Below are 18,427 nucleotides of genomic sequence, written 5' to 3'. Positions count from 1 at the left end.
TCGATCGAAGCACCCGGGGCTCGCAATCCCCCGGGGGCCACTACCGAGGACCGGCGGCGGCGAGGTGCGCTTCTCCTCGTTCGTTGACGTGAGGGGCCCTACCCGGCGGGTACGGCGTCATCACGCTGTGTCGTACATGCTGTGTCCTGCGTATTGCGTTGTGCTACCACACTACAAAGCGTCAGTGACACTCCGCACGTACAGAGACGTGCAGCAGCACATACAGCAAAAGGAGCGGCTCCCAAAGAAGTGGGAACCGCTCCCTTCACGGCGTCTTACTTGGCGCCCGCCGCACCGCGGCGGATGCCCAGGCGGTCGACCAGCGTACGGAAGCGCTGGATGTCCTTCTTGGCCAGGTACTGCAGCAGGCGGCGACGCTGACCGACCAGGATCAGCAGACCACGACGGGAGTGGTGGTCGTGCTTGTGGGTCTTGAGGTGCTCGGTCAGGTCCGAGATCCGGCGCGAAAGCATGGCAACCTGGACCTCGGGGGAGCCGGTGTCGCCCTCCTTGGTACCGAACTCGCTGATGATCTGCTTCTTCGTAGCGGCGTCGAGCGACACGCGTACTCCTCGTAGTCACATGTGTGCCACCGAGTGCCCCTGGTCCACATCTCAGGGGAGCTTCCGTTACTCGGGAGGCGGGGATCCGCTGGGCGCGGCCTCCAGAGCGGTGAGCTCCGGGGGTGCGTACACGAACGGCCGTCACACAGCGTACCAGCCTGGGCGGACGCGTCCGTCCGGGTCCGCGAAGCTGCCGAACGGCGCGGACCAGGCCACTAGGGTGACCGCACAGCTCATTCGTACGTGGGGAAGGGGCCGCCGGAACATGGCCGAGGAAGCGGACAAGGACGTCAAGGCGCGCAAGGAGCGGGAGAAGGACGAGCTCTACGCCCTCGACATCTCGGGCGTCGAATGGCACAGCGCGCCGGGCACGGAGCAGCACGAGGAGCGGGTCGAGATCGCGTATCTGCCCGAGGGTGCGGTGGCCATGCGTTCGTCCCTCGACCCGGACACGGTCCTCAGGTACACGGAGGCCGAGTGGCGGGCCTTCGTCCTCGGGGCCCGGGACGGGGAGTTCGACCTGGAGCCGGCGCCGCACAATGGCGGGCTCGCGGCGGAGTAGCCGCAGAGCGGGAACGGCAGGGGCCGACGCGGACATGTCCGCGTCGGCCCTCAGCGTCTCAGTGCGCGGGGGCGATGCCCACCGCGGCCGTCACCGGGTCGTCGGGGGACGAGGCGGGTGCCGAGAGCTGCCGGGGGGAGAAGAACGCCCGGCCGTGTTCGACGAGGATGTCGGACCACTCGGGGGTTTCCATGCGTGAGGCGTCGTCCGGCAGGTTGAAGAAGAGGAACGGTGTCTCCTTGCCGGTGGCGGGGTCGATGCTCACGATGGCGGCCGGGCCGATGTCGTCGGAGCTCGGCCGGTAGACCAGGAGCTTGTCCCCGTTCATCTTCACGGGCCACAGCGGCTGCATCGGCCGTCCGTCGAACTTCCGCAGGGTCTTGCCCGTCTTCGCGTCGAAGCCCGCGATCCAGTTCTCCGCCTGGTCGATGTCGCCGTCCGCCTTGCTCGCGACGAAGATCTGACCGTTGCCCACGACCATCGCGTAGCAGTTCTCCATCACTCCGAAGTACTGCGTTCCGTCGAACGAGTCACCGCACATGGGGTCGAAGCGCCCGCCCCGCATGGAGATCGTGGCGCTGTGCCGGCCCTGGTCGTCGAGGGTGATCAGGTCGGTCACCCCGTAGTCCCCCGCCCCCACGGCGAGCACCGGCGGGTCGGAGGAGGGCAGGTAGACGCCCGAGATGCCGTCCTTGAGCTTGTACGTCCACTTCGGCTTGCCCGTGCGCGGATCGATCTTCTGCACCCGGTACGCGTGCGTGGACTCCTCTCCGCAGCGGAGCAGGACGAGCAGGCTGCGGCCGCCCGCGAAGCCGACGTCCTCGCACGTGGAGACGTCGGTGCTCTTCCAGAGCTGCTTGCCCTCGCTCATGTCGTAGGCCACGGAGCCGTTGCCCCACGCCACCGCGACCGTGCCGCGCGCCATGCTGAGATTCGTGTTCGTCACATACGCGGTCTTCGCGTCGGGCAGCGTCGCGGTCCACAGCTTCTTGCCGGTGTCGAGGTCGAAGAACACCACCTCGTCACAGATACCCGCGTCCTTCGTGCCCTTGCGCTTGTACGGCTGGACGACGACGGCGGTCCGGCCGTCCGCGGTGACGTGCTTGGTCGTCGCGCAGATGTGGCCGTCCAGCTTGATGCTCCACGCCGCCTCGTCCACACCGAACTTGAACCCCGTGATGGTGTTCTTGATGCCCTTGGCGAAGATCGTGTCGGTCGCCCAGGTGCCCGGCGCGTACCGGGTCTCGTCGTCCTTGAACTTCTCCTCGTCGAAGTCGATGACGAGCTTGCCCTCGGGCGTGCTCGGCAGTTTCTCGACCGTCTCCCTGATCTCGTCCGGGGCCTGCGGGGCGGCCGTCGGCTTGCTGTTCGCCGGGGCTTCGTCACCGGTCGCGTACAGCAGAAGCCACCCGCCCGCGCACAGCACCACGACGAGTACGGCGGCCACGACGCCGAACAGTTTCGTGCGGCGCTTTCTTCGCTCGCTGTCCGCCGTCAACGCGGATTGGGTGTACGGGGACGGGGGTGGGCCGAAGCTCACGCGCTCGGGTCCTTTCGGTGAGGGCCGGTCGGTTCGGTGAAAGCTGATCTGTCACGGGGAGCCCCCTACTATGCATGCCTCTTGATCGTGTACATGCAGGGGGCAACGCGGCTGTCTCGATGGCTTCGTTTGTCCGCTTTGGGGCTCAATAGTGAGCGTGCGTACGCCACTTCTGGGCAGGGTGTGACGTAGCGGGCAGCCGCGGTGGGGTGGACAGGCCTGCCGTAGTGACAGTCATGGTGATTAGGCTGGGACCGGGCGCGACGCCAGAACCCGGGAACGGGCCGCCCGCGTCCCAGGGGGAGCCGGGTCAATTCGGACGACCTCGCACGACTTCGGACGACTACGGGCGTCTACGGACGACAAGAAGACGGTCGCCCCGGCACGGCTTGAGGGTGCTCGACCACACCAGGAGGAATTGTGAACAGCGATCGGGACGGGATCCGCGGGGGCTGGGCCACACCCGGCGATGACCAGTCCGACGCGGAGTCCGCCGTCGAGACGACGGGCGAGTTCACCATCGACTACGCGCCGCCTGCCTGGTACACGCAGAACGCGTCGGGGAGTTCGGGTGAGGCGGACTCGGAGTCCGAGGCGGTTTCGGGGACTTCGGACGCCTCGGCGGCCTCAGAGCCTGCGGGAGCTTCCGCCTCGGAGGCGCCTGTCGCGCCTCCGGTGGGAAGTCCCGTCGCGGTGCCCAAGCTGCCCGTTGGTAGTGGGTTCGAGCCGGAGGCCGCGAAGCCGGAGGCTCCGGCCGTGGCGCCTGTCGCGGACGCCGGCAGCCCGACGGCTGTGCCGAACTTTCCCGTGGGTGGGTTTCAGGCCCAGTGGACTCCTCCCGCTCCTCCGACTGCGCCGGTCCCTCCGGTCGCGCCCGTCGCGCCGGTCGCCGCTGCTGACGAAGCGGAGCCGGGGAACGGGGACTTGGAGAGTGGCGCAACCATGCGGATCTCCTCTGTCGCGCTGAAGCGTGAGATCGCGGAGCGGGCGGCTGCGGCGTCGGAGGAGACGGAGGCAGAGCCGGAGACATCGGCGGAAGCCGAAGTCGAGGCCGGGCGCGGGGCCGAGACCCATAACGTGCCCGGGGCCCCCGTCGAGACCAAGGCCGAGGCCGAGCCTGACCCCGTGGCCGCGCCTGATCCCGTAGCCCTGTACCAGTCCCTGGAGGCTTCCTCGGGCGGCGACGACGTGGACGTCGAGGAGGAAGCAGCCGCGGCCGAAGCCGAAGTGGCCTCCCCCGGTGCGGATTCCGCTGATGGGCCCAGCGATACCTCTGCAGAGGGGAACGTCGCAGACGTCGTGGAGCTGCGGCGCGCGGACGACGGCGGTGCGGCGGATGCCGTGGATGTCGCAGACGCCGCAGACGCCGCGGATGCGGCCGACGAGGTCAGCGACGCCGAGCCGCGGGACGACGTCAGCGATGCGGTGCCGCCGCAGGCCGAATCCAGCTATGCGGTGTCTTCGCCGACCGCGGAGCCGGAGGATGCCGAGCCCCGGGACAGCGAGCCTCGGGACCTGGTGCCCCAGGACGCGGTGCCCCAGGACAGTGAGCCTCAGGACGCCGTACCCGCGGCCGGGCCGGACGCACCCGAGGCCGCGCAGGACGCGCCCCCGGCCTGGGCTCCACCGCCGCTGCCGCAGGGTGGGCTGCCGCCGTTGCCGCCCGCTTATCAGCCCGCGGCACCCGCTCCCGCGGCCCAGTGGCCCGCCTCCACGGAGCCGGTGGCTGCCGAGCCCGCGCAGGCGCAGGTGCCGCCGCAGGCTCAGCCGCCCGCACCGGCGCCGGGCCAGCCCTTCCAACCGGCCGCACCGCAGCCCGGCCAGCCCTTCCAACCGCCCGCGCCCCTGCCCGCACCGCAGCCCGGCCAGCCCTTCCAGCCGCCCGCGCCCCAGCCCACGGCTCAGCCCCCGGCTCCGGCCTGGCCCGCCTCACCCAGCGCGCCCGTCTCCACGGGCCCGGCGCAGGGGCCCGTCCCCGTACCCCCGCCCGCCGTCGAGAACCCCGTTCCGGCCCCGCCGCAGGCTCCGCACGCGGGACCTCCGGCTCCGGTGCAGCAGGGGAGTTACGGGTTCCCGCAACACGGCACCCCGGCGCCGAACCCCACGCCACAGGGCGGCTACGGATTCCCGCAGCCCGGCACCCCTGCCCCCGCTCCGACGCCCGCACCCACTCCGGCCGCCGAGGCTCCGGCCCCGGCACCGCAAGGGAGCTACGGCTTCCCCCAGCCCAGCACCCCGGCGCCGAACCCCACGCCGCAAGGCAGCTACGGATTCCCGCAGCCCGGTGCCCCTGCTCCGGCCAACCCGCCCGCTCAGGGCCCGGGTTACGGATTCCCCCAGCCGACGACGCCCCCGGCGAACCCGGTGGCGCCGCAGGCTCCCGCCCCTCAGCAGGCGTACGGGTTCCCGCCGCAGGCGCCCAACGCCCCGGCGCCGCAGCCGGGTTACGACCTCCCTCAGCCGCCCCCGGCCCCCACGCAGTCGGCCGCGCCCACCCCGGCGCAGCCTCCGCTCCCCTCGGGGCAGGTGGCCCCGCCGTACCCGCAGCAGGCTCAGCCGCAGCCCGGGCAGCCGGCCGCCCCCGTCGACCCCCGTACCGGAGCCGCCTGGCCGCAGCCCGTGCGGCACGACCAGCGTCAGCCCACCAACCCCGGTGCGGCCCCCCTCGGGTACACCGCCGCGGTGGAGCTCTCCTCCGACCGGCTGCTCAACAACAAGAAGCAGAAGGCCAAGAGCGGTCGCCCGGCCGCGGCGTCGTCGCGCTTCAAGCTCGGTGGGAAGAAGGAGGAGGCCGAGCGGCAGCGGAAGCTGGACTTGATCCGGACGCCGGTGCTGTCGTGCTACCGGATCGCCGTGATCAGCCTCAAGGGCGGCGTGGGCAAGACGACCACGACCACCGCGCTCGGCGCCACGCTCGCCAGTGAGCGGCAGGACAAGATCCTCGCGATCGACGCCAACCCGGACGCGGGCACGCTCGGCCGCCGGGTGCGCCGCGAGACCGGCGCCACCATCCGTGACCTCGTCCAGGCGATCCCGTACCTCAACTCGTACATGGACATCCGGCGGTTCACCTCCCAGGCCCCGTCCGGGCTGGAGATCATCGCCAACGACGTCGACCCGGCCGTGTCCACGACCTTCAACGACGAGGACTACCGGCGCGCGATCGACGTCCTGGGCAAGCAGTACCCGATCATCCTGACCGACTCGGGTACGGGTCTGCTGTACAGCGCCATGCGCGGTGTACTCGACCTCGCCGACCAGCTCATCATCATCTCGACGCCTTCGGTCGACGGCGCCAGCAGCGCCAGTACGACGCTGGACTGGCTGTCGGCGCACGGGTACGCGGACCTCGTCTCGCGCTCCATCACCGTCATCTCCGGGGTGCGCGAGACCGGCAAGATGATCAAGGTGGAGGACATCGTCAGCCACTTCGAGACGCGCTGCCGCGGTGTCGTGGTCGTGCCGTTCGACGAGCACCTGGCGGCCGGCGCCGAGGTCGACCTCGACATGATGCGGCCCAAGGTGCGGGAGGCGTACTTCAACCTGTCCGCGATGGTGGCCGAGGACATCGCACGGCACCAGCAGTCGCACGGGCTGTGGACGAACGACGGCAACCCGCCGCCGGTGGCCGCCCCGCCGATGCCGGGTCAGTACGCTCCGGGACAGCCGGTCCCCGGCCAGCCCGCTGCGGGGCAGGCCCCGCAGCAGCCCGGCCAGCCGTACGCCCAACCCGGACAGCCCTACCCGCAGCCGGGCCAGCCCTATCCGCAGCCCGGTCAGGCCTACCCCCAGCAGCCCCCGCAGGCCCAGCCCCAGCCCGGACAGCCGTTCCAGCCGGGCCAGCCGGCACCGGGGCAGCCCTATCGGCCGAACCAGGGCCAGACCCCACCCCCGCCGGCACCCCCTCAGCAGTAACCCGATCGGCCCCTTCCGAGGGGCCGATTACCGCCCGGGCCCGCACCGTCTCCACACGGTGCGGGCCCTTGGCGTATCCATGGGCGTTTCGAGCCGTCAGGCCATCACCTGGGGGGCTTCACCGGTCTGAACCAATGAGCGAAAAATTCGCGTCAACTCGTTATTTCCGCAGGCCACATGGGGTTCACGCGCCGTTGACGCGTGCAGACCGCCGCTGATAGACACACAGATCAATCCCGCCGGCGTCACCAGTCACCCGATCAAGTAGTTCAACAAGCCATCCCCGTGCGAGCGATGACGCGAGGTCACCGACCCATGAACACTCAAGATCAACACGACAGAAGGCGTCCGCGCCCCCGTCTCAGGACCGGGACCCGGCTCCCCCGGCTCATCGCCGCCGCGGGCGCCGCCGCGCTCACCCTCACCGCCGGTCTCGCGACCCCGCTCAACCCGGCACCTCAGCAGGCGCAGGCCAAGGAGAGCAAGAAGGTCCTCACCGTCGCGGTCGCGCAGAGCGTCGATTCGCTGAGCCCGTTCCTGGCGAGTCGCTTGGTCAGTACGAGCATTCACCGGCTCATGTACGAGTACTTGACCAACTACGACCCAGCGGACAACCACGCGATCCCGGGCCTCGCCACCAAGTGGGAGCCGTCCGCCGACAAGCTGACCTGGACCTACACGATCCGCTCCAACTCCAAGTGGTCGGACGGTCACCAGGCCACCGCCGAGGACGCGGCGTGGACGTTCAACAAGATGATGACCGACGAGGGCGCCGCCACCGCCAACGGCAGCTTCGTCGCCAACTTCAAGAAGGTCACGGCGCCCAGCGCCACCAAGCTCGTGATCGAGCTGAAGAAGCCGCAGGCCACGATGGCCGCGCTCGACGTGCCGATCGTGCCCAAGCACGTCTGGGAGAAGGTCGGCGACTTCTCGAAGTTCAACAACGACAAGAACTTCCCCATCGTCGGCAACGGGCCGTTCGTCCTCACCGACTACAAGGCCGACAGCTACGTACGCCTGAAGCCCAACAAGAGCTTCTGGCGCGGCGCGCCCAAGTTCGACGAACTGGTCTTCAAGTACTACAAGGACGGTGACGCGGCGGTCGCGGCCCTGCAGAAGGGCGAGGTGTCGTTCGTCTCCGGCCTGACGCCCGCTCAGTCGGCCGCTCTCAAGAGCCAGCAGAACATCAAGGTCAACGACGCCCCCGGCCGCCGCTTCTACGCCCTGGCCACCAACCCCGGCGCCCAGGCGAAGGACGGCAAGCACTTCGGTGACGGCGCCGGGTCGCTGCTCGACCAGAAGGTGCGCCAGGCGCTCTTCATGGCGATCGACCGCGACACCCTCATCGACAAGGTCTTCCAGGGACACGCCGTCGAGGGCGAGGGCTACATCCCGCCGCGCTTCTCGACGTACTTCTGGAAGCCGTCGGCGAGCCAGCAGCTGTCGTACGACCCGACGAAGGCGGCCCAACTCCTCGACGAGGCGGGCTACAAGAAGAACGGCGACGGCAAGCGCGTCGAGAAGAACGGCAAGCCGATCAACTACCGGATCCTCTGTCACGCCACGGATCCGAACGACAAGGCGGTCGGACAGTACCTGAAGGAGTGGTTCGGCAAGCTCGGTATCGGTGTCACCCTCAACTGCCTGGACAACGTGACCGACCCGTGGCTGGCGGGCAAGTACGACCTCGCGTTCGACGGCTGGTCCGTCAACCCGGACCCCGACTTCGTGCTGTCCATCCACACCTGCGCGGCGCTGCCCGCCACCCCCAAGGACACCGGGGCGACGGACAACTTCATCTGCGACAAGAAGTACGACGAGCTGTACGACCAGCAGCTCGCCGAGTACGACACCGCCAAGCGGGCGGACATCGTCAAGCAGATGGAGTCGCGGCTGTACGACACCGGGTACATGAACGTCATGGCGTACCCGAACGCGGTCGAGGCCTATCGCACCGACCAGATCAAGTCGATCGAGACGATGCCGAAGGCCGCGGGCAACATCTACGGCCAGGACGGTTACTGGAGCTGGTGGTCGGCGGTTCCGGCGGGGTCCTCCGGTGAGTCCTCCGACAGTTCGAGCTCGACGGGCGTCATCATCGGCATCGTCGCGGGCGTCGTCGTCCTCGCGGGCGTCGGGGTGTTCTTCACGATGCGCCGCCGCTCGACGGCCGAGGACCGTGAGTAGCGCACGCGTCGGCCCCGAACCAGAAGACCTGGGGGCACCCCATGGACGTACGAGCGAATGAGTAGTTCATGACCGCTGAGGCAACACCCTCGCTGGTCGAGGCGACCGGCGGTCCGGCGGAGGCCGGGCCGTCGGTCCGCGGGCCACGGGCACGCACCCGGACCGCGTATCTGCGGTATGTGGCGGGCAAGTTGGGCGGCGCGGCCGTCTCGCTGCTCGCCGTCCTCGTCACCAGCTTCTTCCTGTTCCGTCTCATCCCCGGCGACCCGGTCAAGTACATGACGGGCGGCCGTCAGGTGTCCGCCGAGCAACTCGCCAACTATCGCAAGGAGTTCGGGCTCGACCTGCCGATGTGGGAGCAGTTCACGGACTACTGCGGCAAGGCGCTCACCGGCGACCTCGGCACCTCGTACCAGTTCCGGGCCCCTGTCATCGACAAGATCACCGAGGCCCTGCCGAACACCCTGCTGCTCACGGGCACGGCGTTCGTCCTCTACACCGCGCTCGGTATCTTCATCGGCACCCGCTCCGCGTGGCGCAACGGCGGGCTGAGCGACCGGCTCAACACCGGTCTGGCGCTGACCCTTTACTCGATTCCGTCGTTCTGGCTCGGGCTGCTGCTCATCATCGTCTTCTCGGTGGGCATGGGGCCGATCCCCGGCCTCTTCCCGACCGGCGGCATGGAGTCGGGGGGCAAGGAGGGCTTCGCGTACGTCGTCGATGTCGCCCACCACCTCGTCCTCCCGGTGGTGACACTGGTCGCGGTCGAGTACGGGCAGACGCTGCTCGTCACGCGCTCGGCGCTGCTCGACGAGATGGGCAGCGACTATCTGACGACGGCCCGCGCGAAGGGCCTGCGGGACGATCTCGTACGCCGTCGGCACGCCGTGCCGAACGCGCTGCTGCCGACGGTCACGCTGATCTTCATCAACCTCGGCCGGACGGTCGCCGGTGTGATCCTCGTCGAGACCGTCTTCTCCTGGCCGGGCCTCGGCGGGCTCTTCTACCAGGCGCTGAGCGTGCCCGATCTGCCACTGGTGCAGGGGCTGTTCTTCGTCTTCGCGGCAGCGGTGATCGTGATGAACACGCTGGCCGATCTGATCTATCCGCTGCTGGACCCCCGGGTGGGCCGATGACCACGACCGAGTCGGACGGGCCGATGACAACCGAATCCACGGCGGCCGAGCAGGCCGCACCGGCGACGGCGAAGAGCCCCCGCGCTCTCGCCCGGCAGCGCCGCCGCCACTCCGCCGCCCGCTTCTGGAAGCAGTACCGCACCCACCGGGCCGGCGTCTTCGGGCTCGCCGCCCTCGGTCTCTTCGCGCTCATCGCGCTGACCGCGCCCCTGACCGTCGGCTCCGACGTGCAGAGCGTGACCAACGCGCCAGGGAATCCCATGGAGAGTCCGAGCGCCGAATTCCCGCTGGGCACCGACCAGTTCGGGCGCGATCTGCTCGGGCTCGTGGTGTGGGGCGCGCGGGTCTCGCTACTGGTCGGACTGCTCGCCGCCGTGCTGTCCGTCGCGATCGGCGCGCTGATCGGGATCACGGCCGGGCATTTCCGCGGCTGGTACGCGACCGTGATGATGCGGATCACGGACTGGTTCCTGGTCATGCCGACGCTGGTCCTCGCGATCGCGCTGGCGACCGTGATGACCCGGTCGCTCGGCACGATCATCCTGGCGATCGGCGTCACGACCTGGCCGACGACGGCCCGGCTGGTGCGCGCGCAGACCCTCGCGGTCGAGTCGCGGCCGTACATCGAGCGGGCCAAGGCGCTCGGCGGCGGGCACTGGCACATCATGTCCCGCCATGTCCTGCCCAACGTCATGCCGCTGGTGCTGGCCCAGACGACCCTGATCATCTCCTCCGCGATCCTCGCCGAGGCGACGCTCGCGTTCCTCGGGCTGGGCGATCCGACGGTCGTGTCGTGGGGCGGGCTGCTCCAGGACGCCCGGGAGGCGGGCGCGGTCAGCGCGGGCAAGTGGTGGTATCTGGTGCCGCCGGGAGTCGCCATCGCGGTGGTCGCGCTGGCGTTCACGCTGTGCGGGCGTGCGGTCGAGTCGGTTCTCAATCCGAAGCTGGGGGTGGCACGTTGACGCTCCTGGAGGTCAGGAACCTCGAAGTGACGTACGCGGGCGGGGCGGCCGCCGTGCGCGGTGTGGACCTCTCGCTCGACGCGGGCCAGAAGCTCGGCATCGCCGGCGAATCCGGCTGCGGCAAGTCCACGCTGGCGCTCGCGCTGCTGCGGCTGCTGCCCGCGGGCACCCGCACGAGCGGGGAGATCCTGCTCGACGGCGAAGACGTGCTGACCATGAAATGGGGGCGGGTGCGGGCCGTCCGCTGGGCGGGCGCCTCGATCGTCTTCCAGGGTGCGATGCACTCCCTCAACGCCGTGCACCGCATCGGCGACCAGATCGCCGAGCCGGTCCTGCTGCACAAGAAGGCGACACCGGCGGGCGCGAAGAAGAAGGCCGGCGAGCTGCTCGAACATGTCGGCCTGCCCGCCGCCCGCGCGGACGCCTACCCGCACGAACTCTCCGGCGGCCAGCGCCAACGGGTCATGATCGCCATGGCGTTGGCCTGCGATCCGCAGCTGGTGATCGCCGACGAACCCACCACGGCGCTCGACGTGATGATCCAGGCGCAGATCCTCCGCCTGATCGAACAGCTCGTCAGCGAGCAGGAGTTGGGACTCGTGATGATCAGTCATGACCTCGCGGTCCTTGCCGACACCTGCGACCGGCTCGCGGTGATGTACGCGGGCCGCGTCGTCGAGGAGGGCCCCGCCCAGCAGGTGTACGAGGATGCTCAACACCCCTACGGAAAGGCCCTGTCGGCCGCCTTCCCGCGCATCGGTGACACTGCATCGCGGTTCGCGCCGCGCGGGCTGCCCGGCGACCCGCCGGATCCGTCGGCACTGCCGTCCGGCTGCACGTTCCACCCCCGGTGTCCGGTGGCGCTGGAGTCGTGTGCGACGGAGGACCAGTCGCTGCGGGACGCGGGAGCGCAGCGGTGGGCGGCCTGTGTGCACGTAGGGGCCCCGGTCCCGGACGCGAGGAGCACCGTATGACGACACCACCGCTTCTCGGCGCCGAGGGGACACCGCCGCTCCTGAGCGCCGAAGGACTGCACATCGCCTTCCCCGGCCGTCACGGTGCCGCCCGTGCCCGTGCCGTCGACGGCGTCGACCTCGACATCCGCCCCGGCGAGATCGTCGCGCTGGTCGGTGAGTCGGGCTGCGGCAAGACCACGCTCGCCCGCTCCCTCCTCGGCCTCGTGCCACCGACCGGCGGCCGCGTCACCTTCGACGGCAAGCCGCTCGACTACTCCTCACGCGCACTGAAGGCGTACCGCAAGCGCGTCCAGCTGGTCCTCCAGGACCCCAGCGGCTCGCTCAACCCCCGGCACACGGTGTACGACGCGGTCGCCGAGGGCCTGCGCATTCACGGGTACGGCGGCGACGAGCGGGCGGCGGTCGCGGAAGCCCTCTCCAGGGCCGGGCTCCGGCCCCCGGAACGCTTCTTCCTCCGCTACCCGCACGAACTGTCCGGCGGTCAGCGCCAGCGCGTCGTCATCGCGGGCGCGCTCGTCCTGGAGCCCGAACTCATCGTCGCCGACGAGCCGGTGGCCTCCCTCGACGCATCCGTACGCGGCGAGATCCTCGCCCTGCTCCTGCGGCTGCGCACCGAACTCGGTCTGTCCGCCCTGGTGGTGACACACGACCTGGGCCTGGCCTGGAACATCGCCGACCGTGTCGCGGTGATGTACCTCGGCCGGATCGTGGAGACGGGCGAGGTCGAACAGGTCCTGACGGCACCCCAACACCCGTACACCCAGGCTCTGTTGTCCGTGCTCCCCGAAGCTCCGGGCGATCCGGTCGTCCTGACCGGCGAACCCCCGGACCCGTCCCGCATCCCGGCCGGTTGCCGCTTCCACGCCCGCTGCCAGATCCTCGCGAGCGGGGAGGCGGAGCGGGCGGGCGTCGCGGACGCGTGCCGGGGCCAGGATCTGGAGGTGCTCGGCGGGGGCGGCGGGACGCAGGTGGCGTGCCACTGGGCGAGGGCGCGCGTCACTACGTGAGAGGGGCGCCCGGAGCTGGTGACCAGCTCCGGGCGCCCCGTCCACGTACGGAGGACTACTCCCCGTCGTACGCCTCGATCAGCTCGCGCGACCGCTTCACGTCGTCCGCGATGGCCTCAAGGAGCGCCTCGATGGAGTCGAACTTGGCCATGCCGCGGACGTAGGCGAGGAAGTCGACGGCGACGTGCAGGCCGTACAGGTCGAGGCCGACGCGGTCGATGGCGTACGCCTCGACGGTGCGCTCGGTGCCGTCGAACTGCGGGTTCGTGCCGACCGAGATCGCGGCGGGCATGGCCTCGCCCTCGACGTTCAGCCAGCCTGCGTAGACGCCGTCCGCGGGGATGGCGGTGTGCGGGAGGGTCTCGACGTTCGCCGTCGGGAAGCCGAGCTCGCGGCCGCGCTGGGCGCCGCGTACGACGATGCCCTCGACGCGGTGCGGGCGCCCGAGGATCTCGCGCGCGCCCTCGACATCGCCCTCGGCGACGAGCCGCCGGGTGAGGGTCGAGGAGAAGGGCTCGCCGCCGCCCGCCTCACCCGTCACATACAGATCGACGACCTCGACCTCGAAGTCGTACGTCTCTCCCTGCTCGCGCAGGAAGTCGACATTGCCCGCGGCCCTGTGACCGAAGCGGAAGTTGGGGCCTTCGACGACCGCCTTGGCGTGCAGCTTGTCGACGAGGACCTTGACCACGAAGTCGGCGGGCGACAGCTTCGAGAACTCGGTGGTGAAGGGGAGGATGAGCAGCGCGTCCACGCCCAGTTCGGCCATCAGCTCGGCGCGGCGGTGGTGCGGGGCGAGCAGCGGGGGGTGGCTGCCGGGGCGCACGACCTCGCTCGGGTGCGGGTCGAAGGTGACGACCACGGAGGGCACGCCCAGCTCACGGGCGCGATCCACGGCATGCCGGATGATCAGCTGGTGCCCGCGGTGCACCCCGTCGTAGGAACCGATGGTGACGACGCTGCGCCCCCAGTCCTCGGGGATGTCCTCCAAGCCACGCCAGCGCTGCACTGTGACCGCTCCTTGTCGAACCCGTGTCCGTGATTGCCTCATTCGCAGCTCTAAGGGTGCCATGCCGCGTGCGCTCGGCTTGCATCGGCATCGAGCTGTGACGCATCCCGCAGAGGCCGGGGCCCTGAGTCAGGCGGGGACCCGCACTCCGGCCAGGTTCTCGATCATGCGGCGGGTGCTCGGGCCGACCACTGAGGCCCACTCCTCGGGGGCGGCGGTCAGCCATCGGGCCACCAGGTCGGCGAAGCCCGGGACGTGGCGGGCCAGCTCGACGAGACCGCGGTCGAAGCCGGTGGCTCCGGCCGGGGTGCGCACGAGGAGGAGGCCCGCGCGGTGCACCAGCTCGCGGGTCGGCTCCTCGCCCCTGCGAACCGCGCCGTCCGCGGCGGCCTTGAGGAGGGTGTCGAGGACGGCCGGGTCCCGCTCGTGCGCGAGCAGCAGATCCAGCAGCTCACGCCGCAGCGGTCGCGACGCGCGAGTGCCCGGCGCCGCCAGGACGGCGGCGAGCGCTGCCCGCACGGGTGCGGGGCAGCCCTCCACTAGTCCGCTGACCAGCGGAAAGAGCACAGCGCCTGCGGTGGGCCCGTATTCAAGGCGTCGGTCCACATACGCGGCCACGTGCGCGGCGGCCTCGGGGCGCAGCTCCACGACTTCCCGCACCATCGTGGCGACGTGGCGGGCGAGGGCGGGCGTGGTGACGTCGGCGAGGGTGCGCAGCACGTGGGTCGTGTCGGGGCCGGGCTGCCGCAGCCTGGTGCGGAAGGCGGCGAGCACCGGGTCCGGGTGGGTGGTGAGCGCGGCGACCAGGGCGCTCGGAGGCAGCTGTGGATCACCGGACGTGAAGCGCTGCAGGGCCTGTGGCAGGTACCGGGCTCGGGTCCGCGGATCCCGTACGAGCAGACCGAGCGCTCCGCCGTGCAGCGAGCAGTCGGCGGGGCGGGCCAGCAGGGCGAGCGCCGCGTAGCGCAGCAGCTCGCGGTCGGCCTCGGTCCGCACGAACGGCGCCGCCCGCAACCCGTACGCCACCGCCGCCACCCGCCGCGCCGGCCGCTCGTCGTGCGCCCACCGGTCGACCGCCCGGCAGACGGCCGACGGCTCCTCCTCGGCGAGTACGGCAAGCAGCTCGTCGCCGCGCCGGTGCGCAACTCCGACCAGCGCCTCGGCCAGGTCGTCGAGCGCCCGCCGCCGATGCGCGTACAGCAACGCCTGAGCGGCCGTCGCCACGGTCGCGTGCGGGGTCGCGGGGAGGGGGCGCTCGTCGTCGAACCAGCGGGTGAGGTGGAGTTGTACGGCAGCGGGGTCGGCGGCGAGGAGACGAGCCACGGCGTCCAGGTAGCGGGGGGTGGGGGTGGCGCGTCCTTCGGTACGGAGGTGGTCCTTTACTCCGGTACGGAGCGGGTCCGTAGCTTCGGACCACAGCTGGTCGGCCGCTCCTGTTCGAAGCTGGTCCGTAGTTCCGGTCCGGAGCGGGTCCGCCACGCCCGTACGAAGCGGGTCCGTAGTTCCGGTCCGGAGCGGGTCCGCCGCGCCCGTACGAAGCTGGTCCGTAGTTCCGGCCCGGAGCGGGGCCGCCGCGCCCATACGAAGCTGGTCCGTAGTTCCGGCCCGGAGCGGGTCCGCGACGCCCATACGAAGCTGGTCCGTAGTTCCGGCCCGGAGCGGGTCCGCCACGCCCATACGAAGCTGGTCCGTAGTTCCGGCCCGGAGCGGGTCCGCCACGCCCATACGAAGCTGGTCCGTAGTTCCGGCCCGGAGCGGGTCCGCCACGCCCATACGGAATGGGTCCGCCCCTTCAGTGCGGAGCGCGTCCGCGCCCGAGGTGGCCGGCTCGGACGGCTTACGGGGTTCGGGGACCCGAGGCGAACCGGCGCCGCCGGTCCCGCCCCCCGTGTCCGCCGCGTGCCGTGCCTCGTCCGCGACCACCAGGCGCCTGAGCAGGTCGAGCCGTTCGGTCTCCGGCAGGGGCACCGCCTCCCAGAAGGAGGGCCCGAACTCCCCTGGTACGCCCCTGCTTTGCTCCCGCCACCTCACGATCCGCTCGGCGAGCAGCCGCAGCACACCGATGTACGGCGTGGCGTCGGGCACGCGCCGCAGGACGTCCGCGCAGAGGTGGGTGGCCCACCAGGCGGGGTCACCGAGCGGGCCAGGCGCCTGGGGCAGCAGGTCGTCCACGGCATCGACCAGGTCCTCCAGACGGAGGGCCAGCTCGGCCGTGCCCTGTTGACGGGCCAGGAGGAGCAGGGTCTCGACGACGGGTCCGATGCGGTGACGAGGGACGGGGAGAGTGTGGGCCGGGGAGGACGTGGACGCGGATCGGGACCGCCGACGACGCGAGGAGCCCGTACCCGAGGCCACCGCGCCCGCTGCCGGCGAAGGCGCGCCTGCCGCACCCGTGGACGATGGCCCCGCGGCGCCCCGCGGCCAGGCCGGCGCCCCTCGGGCCCGCCGCTGCCCGGGCGCGGCCCCCCGCCCCCGGTGGACCAAGGCGTGCAGTGCCGCGTCCAGGTCGAGGTGGGTGCCCTGGATCCAGTCGGCGAGTTCCTCGTGGGCGAAGCGGTATCCGTTGCCGGCAGGGACGAGGAGGCCCTCGGTGAGGACGGCGGAGGCCCAGCCGTTGGTGCCGGAGAGGCGGCGTCGCGGGGCAGGGCCCCACGGAAAGACGGCTTCGAAGGACGCGCGGTCCAGCTCGCCCTGGCCGGGGCCCAGACAGCACCGGGCTGCCTCGTGCACCTGGCCGGAGACCTGGGCCGCGAGCCGCCGTACGGCACTGCCCCGCAGCCCGTTCGCCGCGGCGAGCCGGACCGCGATGCGCAGGCACATGAGGTCCAGATACGCGGCGAAGACGTCGTCCCGGTCGAGCCGCCCGGCGGGCGCGTCCGGCAGCGCTGCCCGCACCTCGGAGAGCAGCCGCAGTGTCAGGGGGTGGCGCGCGTCGGCCGCCACCAGCGCGTCCTCGGGGATCCCGGCGCGCGACCGGGCCCGCCGCGCCTCCCCCTCGGTGAGGTCCCCCAGCCACACGCAGGACGGAATCAACCGGTCCGAGCAGGCCTCGGCCCTGTGCAGCATCTCCTCCGGAAACTCGGCCCCCGCCTGCTCCCAGTACTCGGCCCGGCAGCCGACGACGAGCCGTGCCCCGGTCTCCCGCAGCCATGCTGCCGTCCCGGCGGTCCACTCGGGCAGCCGATGGGCGAGGGCGGGCGGCATCTCCTCGGGACCGTCGAGGAGCAGCAGCAGCGGCCGCCCCGCGTCCCGCGCCAGCCGGGCCAGCCGCTCCGGCCCGATGTCGCCCAGTTCACCTTCGTACCTGCCCGGAGGCAGCACATCGGAGGGCACGGACCCCGCGGCCCGCCCCTCCCCCGCGGCCACGCCCGAATCCCGCGAGGCCGCCACGATCCGTCCCGCCCGCTCCAGCGCCCGCGTCGCCGCGTCCGCCACGGAGGCGTCCGTGGTGAGGAGGTCGGCGCCGCGCAGCCACAGGGTGGGTGCCGGTTCCGCGCCCCCGGTGCGGCGGGCGGCGAGGGCCGCCAGTTCCGTCGTACGACCGCTGCCGGGCGGTCCGACGAGCCCTAGGACGGCGGCCGGGCCGTCTTCGAAAGCGGCGAACTCCCTGACGGTGTCGGCCCGTTCGACCGGTCCGGCGGGCGCGCCGCCGGACCCCGGCGAGGTCGCCGCACCCGGCCCGTCCGACCCCACCGAGGTCGCGGTGAGCTCCACTGCGCCCGCCGGGTTCAGATCGGCCCCGTACGCCGGTACGGTCGCCGCGTTGCGGGCCAGCACGTCGGCGAGCGGCCCCGGCACACCTAGCAGGGGGACGGCAAACCCCGCTGCCCGGTGACGAATTGGGGTCTCCCCCGCTCTGACGCGGTCGAGAGCTTGAGGGAGCAGCGCGGTGCCGAGAACCCCCAGCACCGCCCCGGTCGAGGCGTCGAGGACCGGCCCCCCGGCCGCGCCGCCGCCCAGCCGGAGCGCATCCGTGCCCGCTGTGCCGATCGCCAGCTCCAAGGCGTCGCCCAGGAGATGGAAGCGGTCGGTGGCGGTGTACGTCACGGCGGAGGTACCGAGCACGCGCGCCTCACGCCAGCCGCCCGCCGCGATCCGGACGTACGTACCGGTCGCGATGCGGTCCCGCACGGTGACGGGGAGCGGGTCGAGACCGAGACCTTCGGTGCGTACGAGAGCCAGATCGGCGTCGGGCAGCGGCGTGACGGAGTCGGCGGTCACCACGCAGGTGCGGTCGCCGGGTGCGTGCAGGACAAGGCGGGCCAGGCCGTCGACGGCCTCGTGGCTGGTGATCACCGTGCCGTGGTGGTCGGCGACGAAACCCGTGCCGCGCGGGCGCCCCGCCAGGTCGCAGATGCGTACCAGGGCCTCGTCCCGAGTCTCCTGGGTATCGTCGGTCGCCTGTCGGCCCCCGGTCCGCGGGCCCCGTCCCGCCATGCTCGAACCTCCCCGCCGTACTCCTGCTTTCGACGGTAGGCGCGAGGTGATCAGCGGGACAGATCGCGTGGCGAACGCGCCCCCTTCCACTCCCTCGGTTCACTCCGAGCGCCTGCCCGAAGGGGTGAATAG

General features: G+C 71.4%; 11 protein-coding genes. 7 read left to right on the top strand and 4 right to left on the bottom strand.

All coding sequences use genetic code 11. The annotated features are described in order from the left end of the window. Positions 1-275 precede the first annotated feature (275 nt). Positions 276-563, bottom strand: coding sequence for a 30S ribosomal protein S15 (gene rpsO, locus AB5J53_RS34930; RefSeq protein ID WP_033529274.1), 288 nt, complete (start codon positions 561-563; stop codon positions 276-278). A 265-nt stretch (positions 564-828) separates the two neighbouring features. On the opposite strand from rpsO, the gene AB5J53_RS34925 reads away from it, so the two are divergent. Further along, a complete protein-coding gene (locus AB5J53_RS34925) occupies positions 829-1,125 on the top strand; it encodes a DUF397 domain-containing protein (protein WP_369249590.1) in 297 nt (98 codons plus the stop codon). Positions 1,126-1,183: 58 nt separating this feature from the next. On the opposite strand, the gene AB5J53_RS34920 is transcribed toward AB5J53_RS34925, so the two are convergent. Beyond that, positions 1,184-2,665, bottom strand: a complete 1,482-nt coding sequence (locus AB5J53_RS34920; protein WP_369249589.1) for a PQQ-binding-like beta-propeller repeat protein — start codon at positions 2,663-2,665, stop codon at positions 1,184-1,186. Between the two features lie 420 nt (positions 2,666-3,085). Here AB5J53_RS34920 and AB5J53_RS34915 point away from each other — a divergent pair, with 420 nt between their 5' ends. The 6 genes from AB5J53_RS34915 to AB5J53_RS34890 all read left to right on the top strand — a co-directional run bounded on the left by AB5J53_RS34915 (position 3,086) and on the right by AB5J53_RS34890 (position 12,849). Further along, on the top strand, positions 3,086-6,580 hold the full coding sequence (locus AB5J53_RS34915; RefSeq protein ID WP_369249588.1) for an SCO5717 family growth-regulating ATPase: 3,495 nt from the start codon (positions 3,086-3,088) through the stop codon (positions 6,578-6,580). A gap of 315 nt (positions 6,581-6,895) precedes the next feature. Continuing rightward, positions 6,896-8,767: an ABC transporter substrate-binding protein gene (locus AB5J53_RS34910; RefSeq protein ID WP_369249587.1), complete on the top strand. Its 1,872-nt coding sequence runs from the start codon at positions 6,896-6,898 to the stop codon at positions 8,765-8,767. Between the two features lie 68 nt (positions 8,768-8,835). Beyond that, the gene (locus AB5J53_RS34905; RefSeq protein WP_189189082.1) at positions 8,836-9,903 is read left to right on the top strand and encodes an ABC transporter permease; all 1,068 of its coding nucleotides are present in this window, start codon (positions 8,836-8,838) and stop codon (positions 9,901-9,903) included. A 23-nt stretch (positions 9,904-9,926) separates the two neighbouring features. Beyond that, the gene (locus AB5J53_RS34900) at positions 9,927-10,865 is read left to right on the top strand and encodes an ABC transporter permease (RefSeq protein WP_369252644.1); all 939 of its coding nucleotides are present in this window, start codon (positions 9,927-9,929) and stop codon (positions 10,863-10,865) included. Beyond that, positions 10,862-11,839: an ABC transporter ATP-binding protein gene (locus AB5J53_RS34895; protein WP_369249586.1), complete on the top strand. Its 978-nt coding sequence runs from the start codon at positions 10,862-10,864 to the stop codon at positions 11,837-11,839. Before AB5J53_RS34900 ends, AB5J53_RS34895 begins: the two co-directional genes overlap by 4 nt. Beyond that, the gene (locus AB5J53_RS34890; RefSeq protein ID WP_369249585.1) at positions 11,836-12,849 is read left to right on the top strand and encodes an ABC transporter ATP-binding protein; all 1,014 of its coding nucleotides are present in this window, start codon (positions 11,836-11,838) and stop codon (positions 12,847-12,849) included. Before AB5J53_RS34895 ends, AB5J53_RS34890 begins: the two co-directional genes overlap by 4 nt. 55 nt (positions 12,850-12,904) lie before the next feature. Here the strand turns inward: AB5J53_RS34890 and AB5J53_RS34885 are convergent, their stop codons facing one another. Both AB5J53_RS34885 and AB5J53_RS34880 read right to left on the bottom strand, forming a co-directional pair. Next, positions 12,905-13,858 carry a bifunctional riboflavin kinase/FAD synthetase gene (locus AB5J53_RS34885; RefSeq protein WP_369249584.1) on the bottom strand — a complete coding sequence of 318 codons (954 nt, stop codon included), beginning with the start codon at positions 13,856-13,858 and terminating at the stop codon, positions 12,905-12,907. 129 nt (positions 13,859-13,987) lie between these two features. Next, positions 13,988-18,295 carry a trypsin-like peptidase domain-containing protein gene (locus AB5J53_RS34880; RefSeq protein WP_369249583.1) on the bottom strand — a complete coding sequence of 1,436 codons (4,308 nt, stop codon included), beginning with the start codon at positions 18,293-18,295 and terminating at the stop codon, positions 13,988-13,990. Positions 18,296-18,427: the final 132 nt, after the last annotated feature.

Origin of the sequence: Streptomyces sp. R41, from assembly GCF_041053055.1 — a bacterium.
Taxonomy (GTDB): Bacteria; Actinomycetota; Actinomycetes; order Streptomycetales; family Streptomycetaceae; genus Streptomyces.
The sequence above is the reverse complement of the archived record's forward strand: the minus strand, read 5'-3'. Positions and strand labels throughout refer to the sequence as shown.

Excerpts from the sequence above, each read along its gene's own strand:
- AB5J53_RS34905 (WP_189189082.1), top strand. The coding sequence starts at position 8,836 with ATGACCGCTGAGGCAACACCCTCGCTGGTCGAGGCGACCGGCGGTCCG.
- AB5J53_RS34910 (WP_369249587.1), top strand. The coding sequence starts at position 6,896 with ATGAACACTCAAGATCAACACGACAGAAGGCGTCCGCGCCCCCGTCTC.
- AB5J53_RS34880 (WP_369249583.1), bottom strand. The coding sequence starts at position 18,295 with ATGGCGGGACGGGGCCCGCGGACCGGGGGCCGACAGGCGACCGACGAT.
- AB5J53_RS34890 (WP_369249585.1), top strand. The coding sequence starts at position 11,836 with ATGACGACACCACCGCTTCTCGGCGCCGAGGGGACACCGCCGCTCCTG.
- AB5J53_RS34925 (WP_369249590.1), top strand. The coding sequence starts at position 829 with ATGGCCGAGGAAGCGGACAAGGACGTCAAGGCGCGCAAGGAGCGGGAG.
- AB5J53_RS34900 (WP_369252644.1), top strand. The coding sequence starts at position 9,927 with ATGACAACCGAATCCACGGCGGCCGAGCAGGCCGCACCGGCGACGGCG.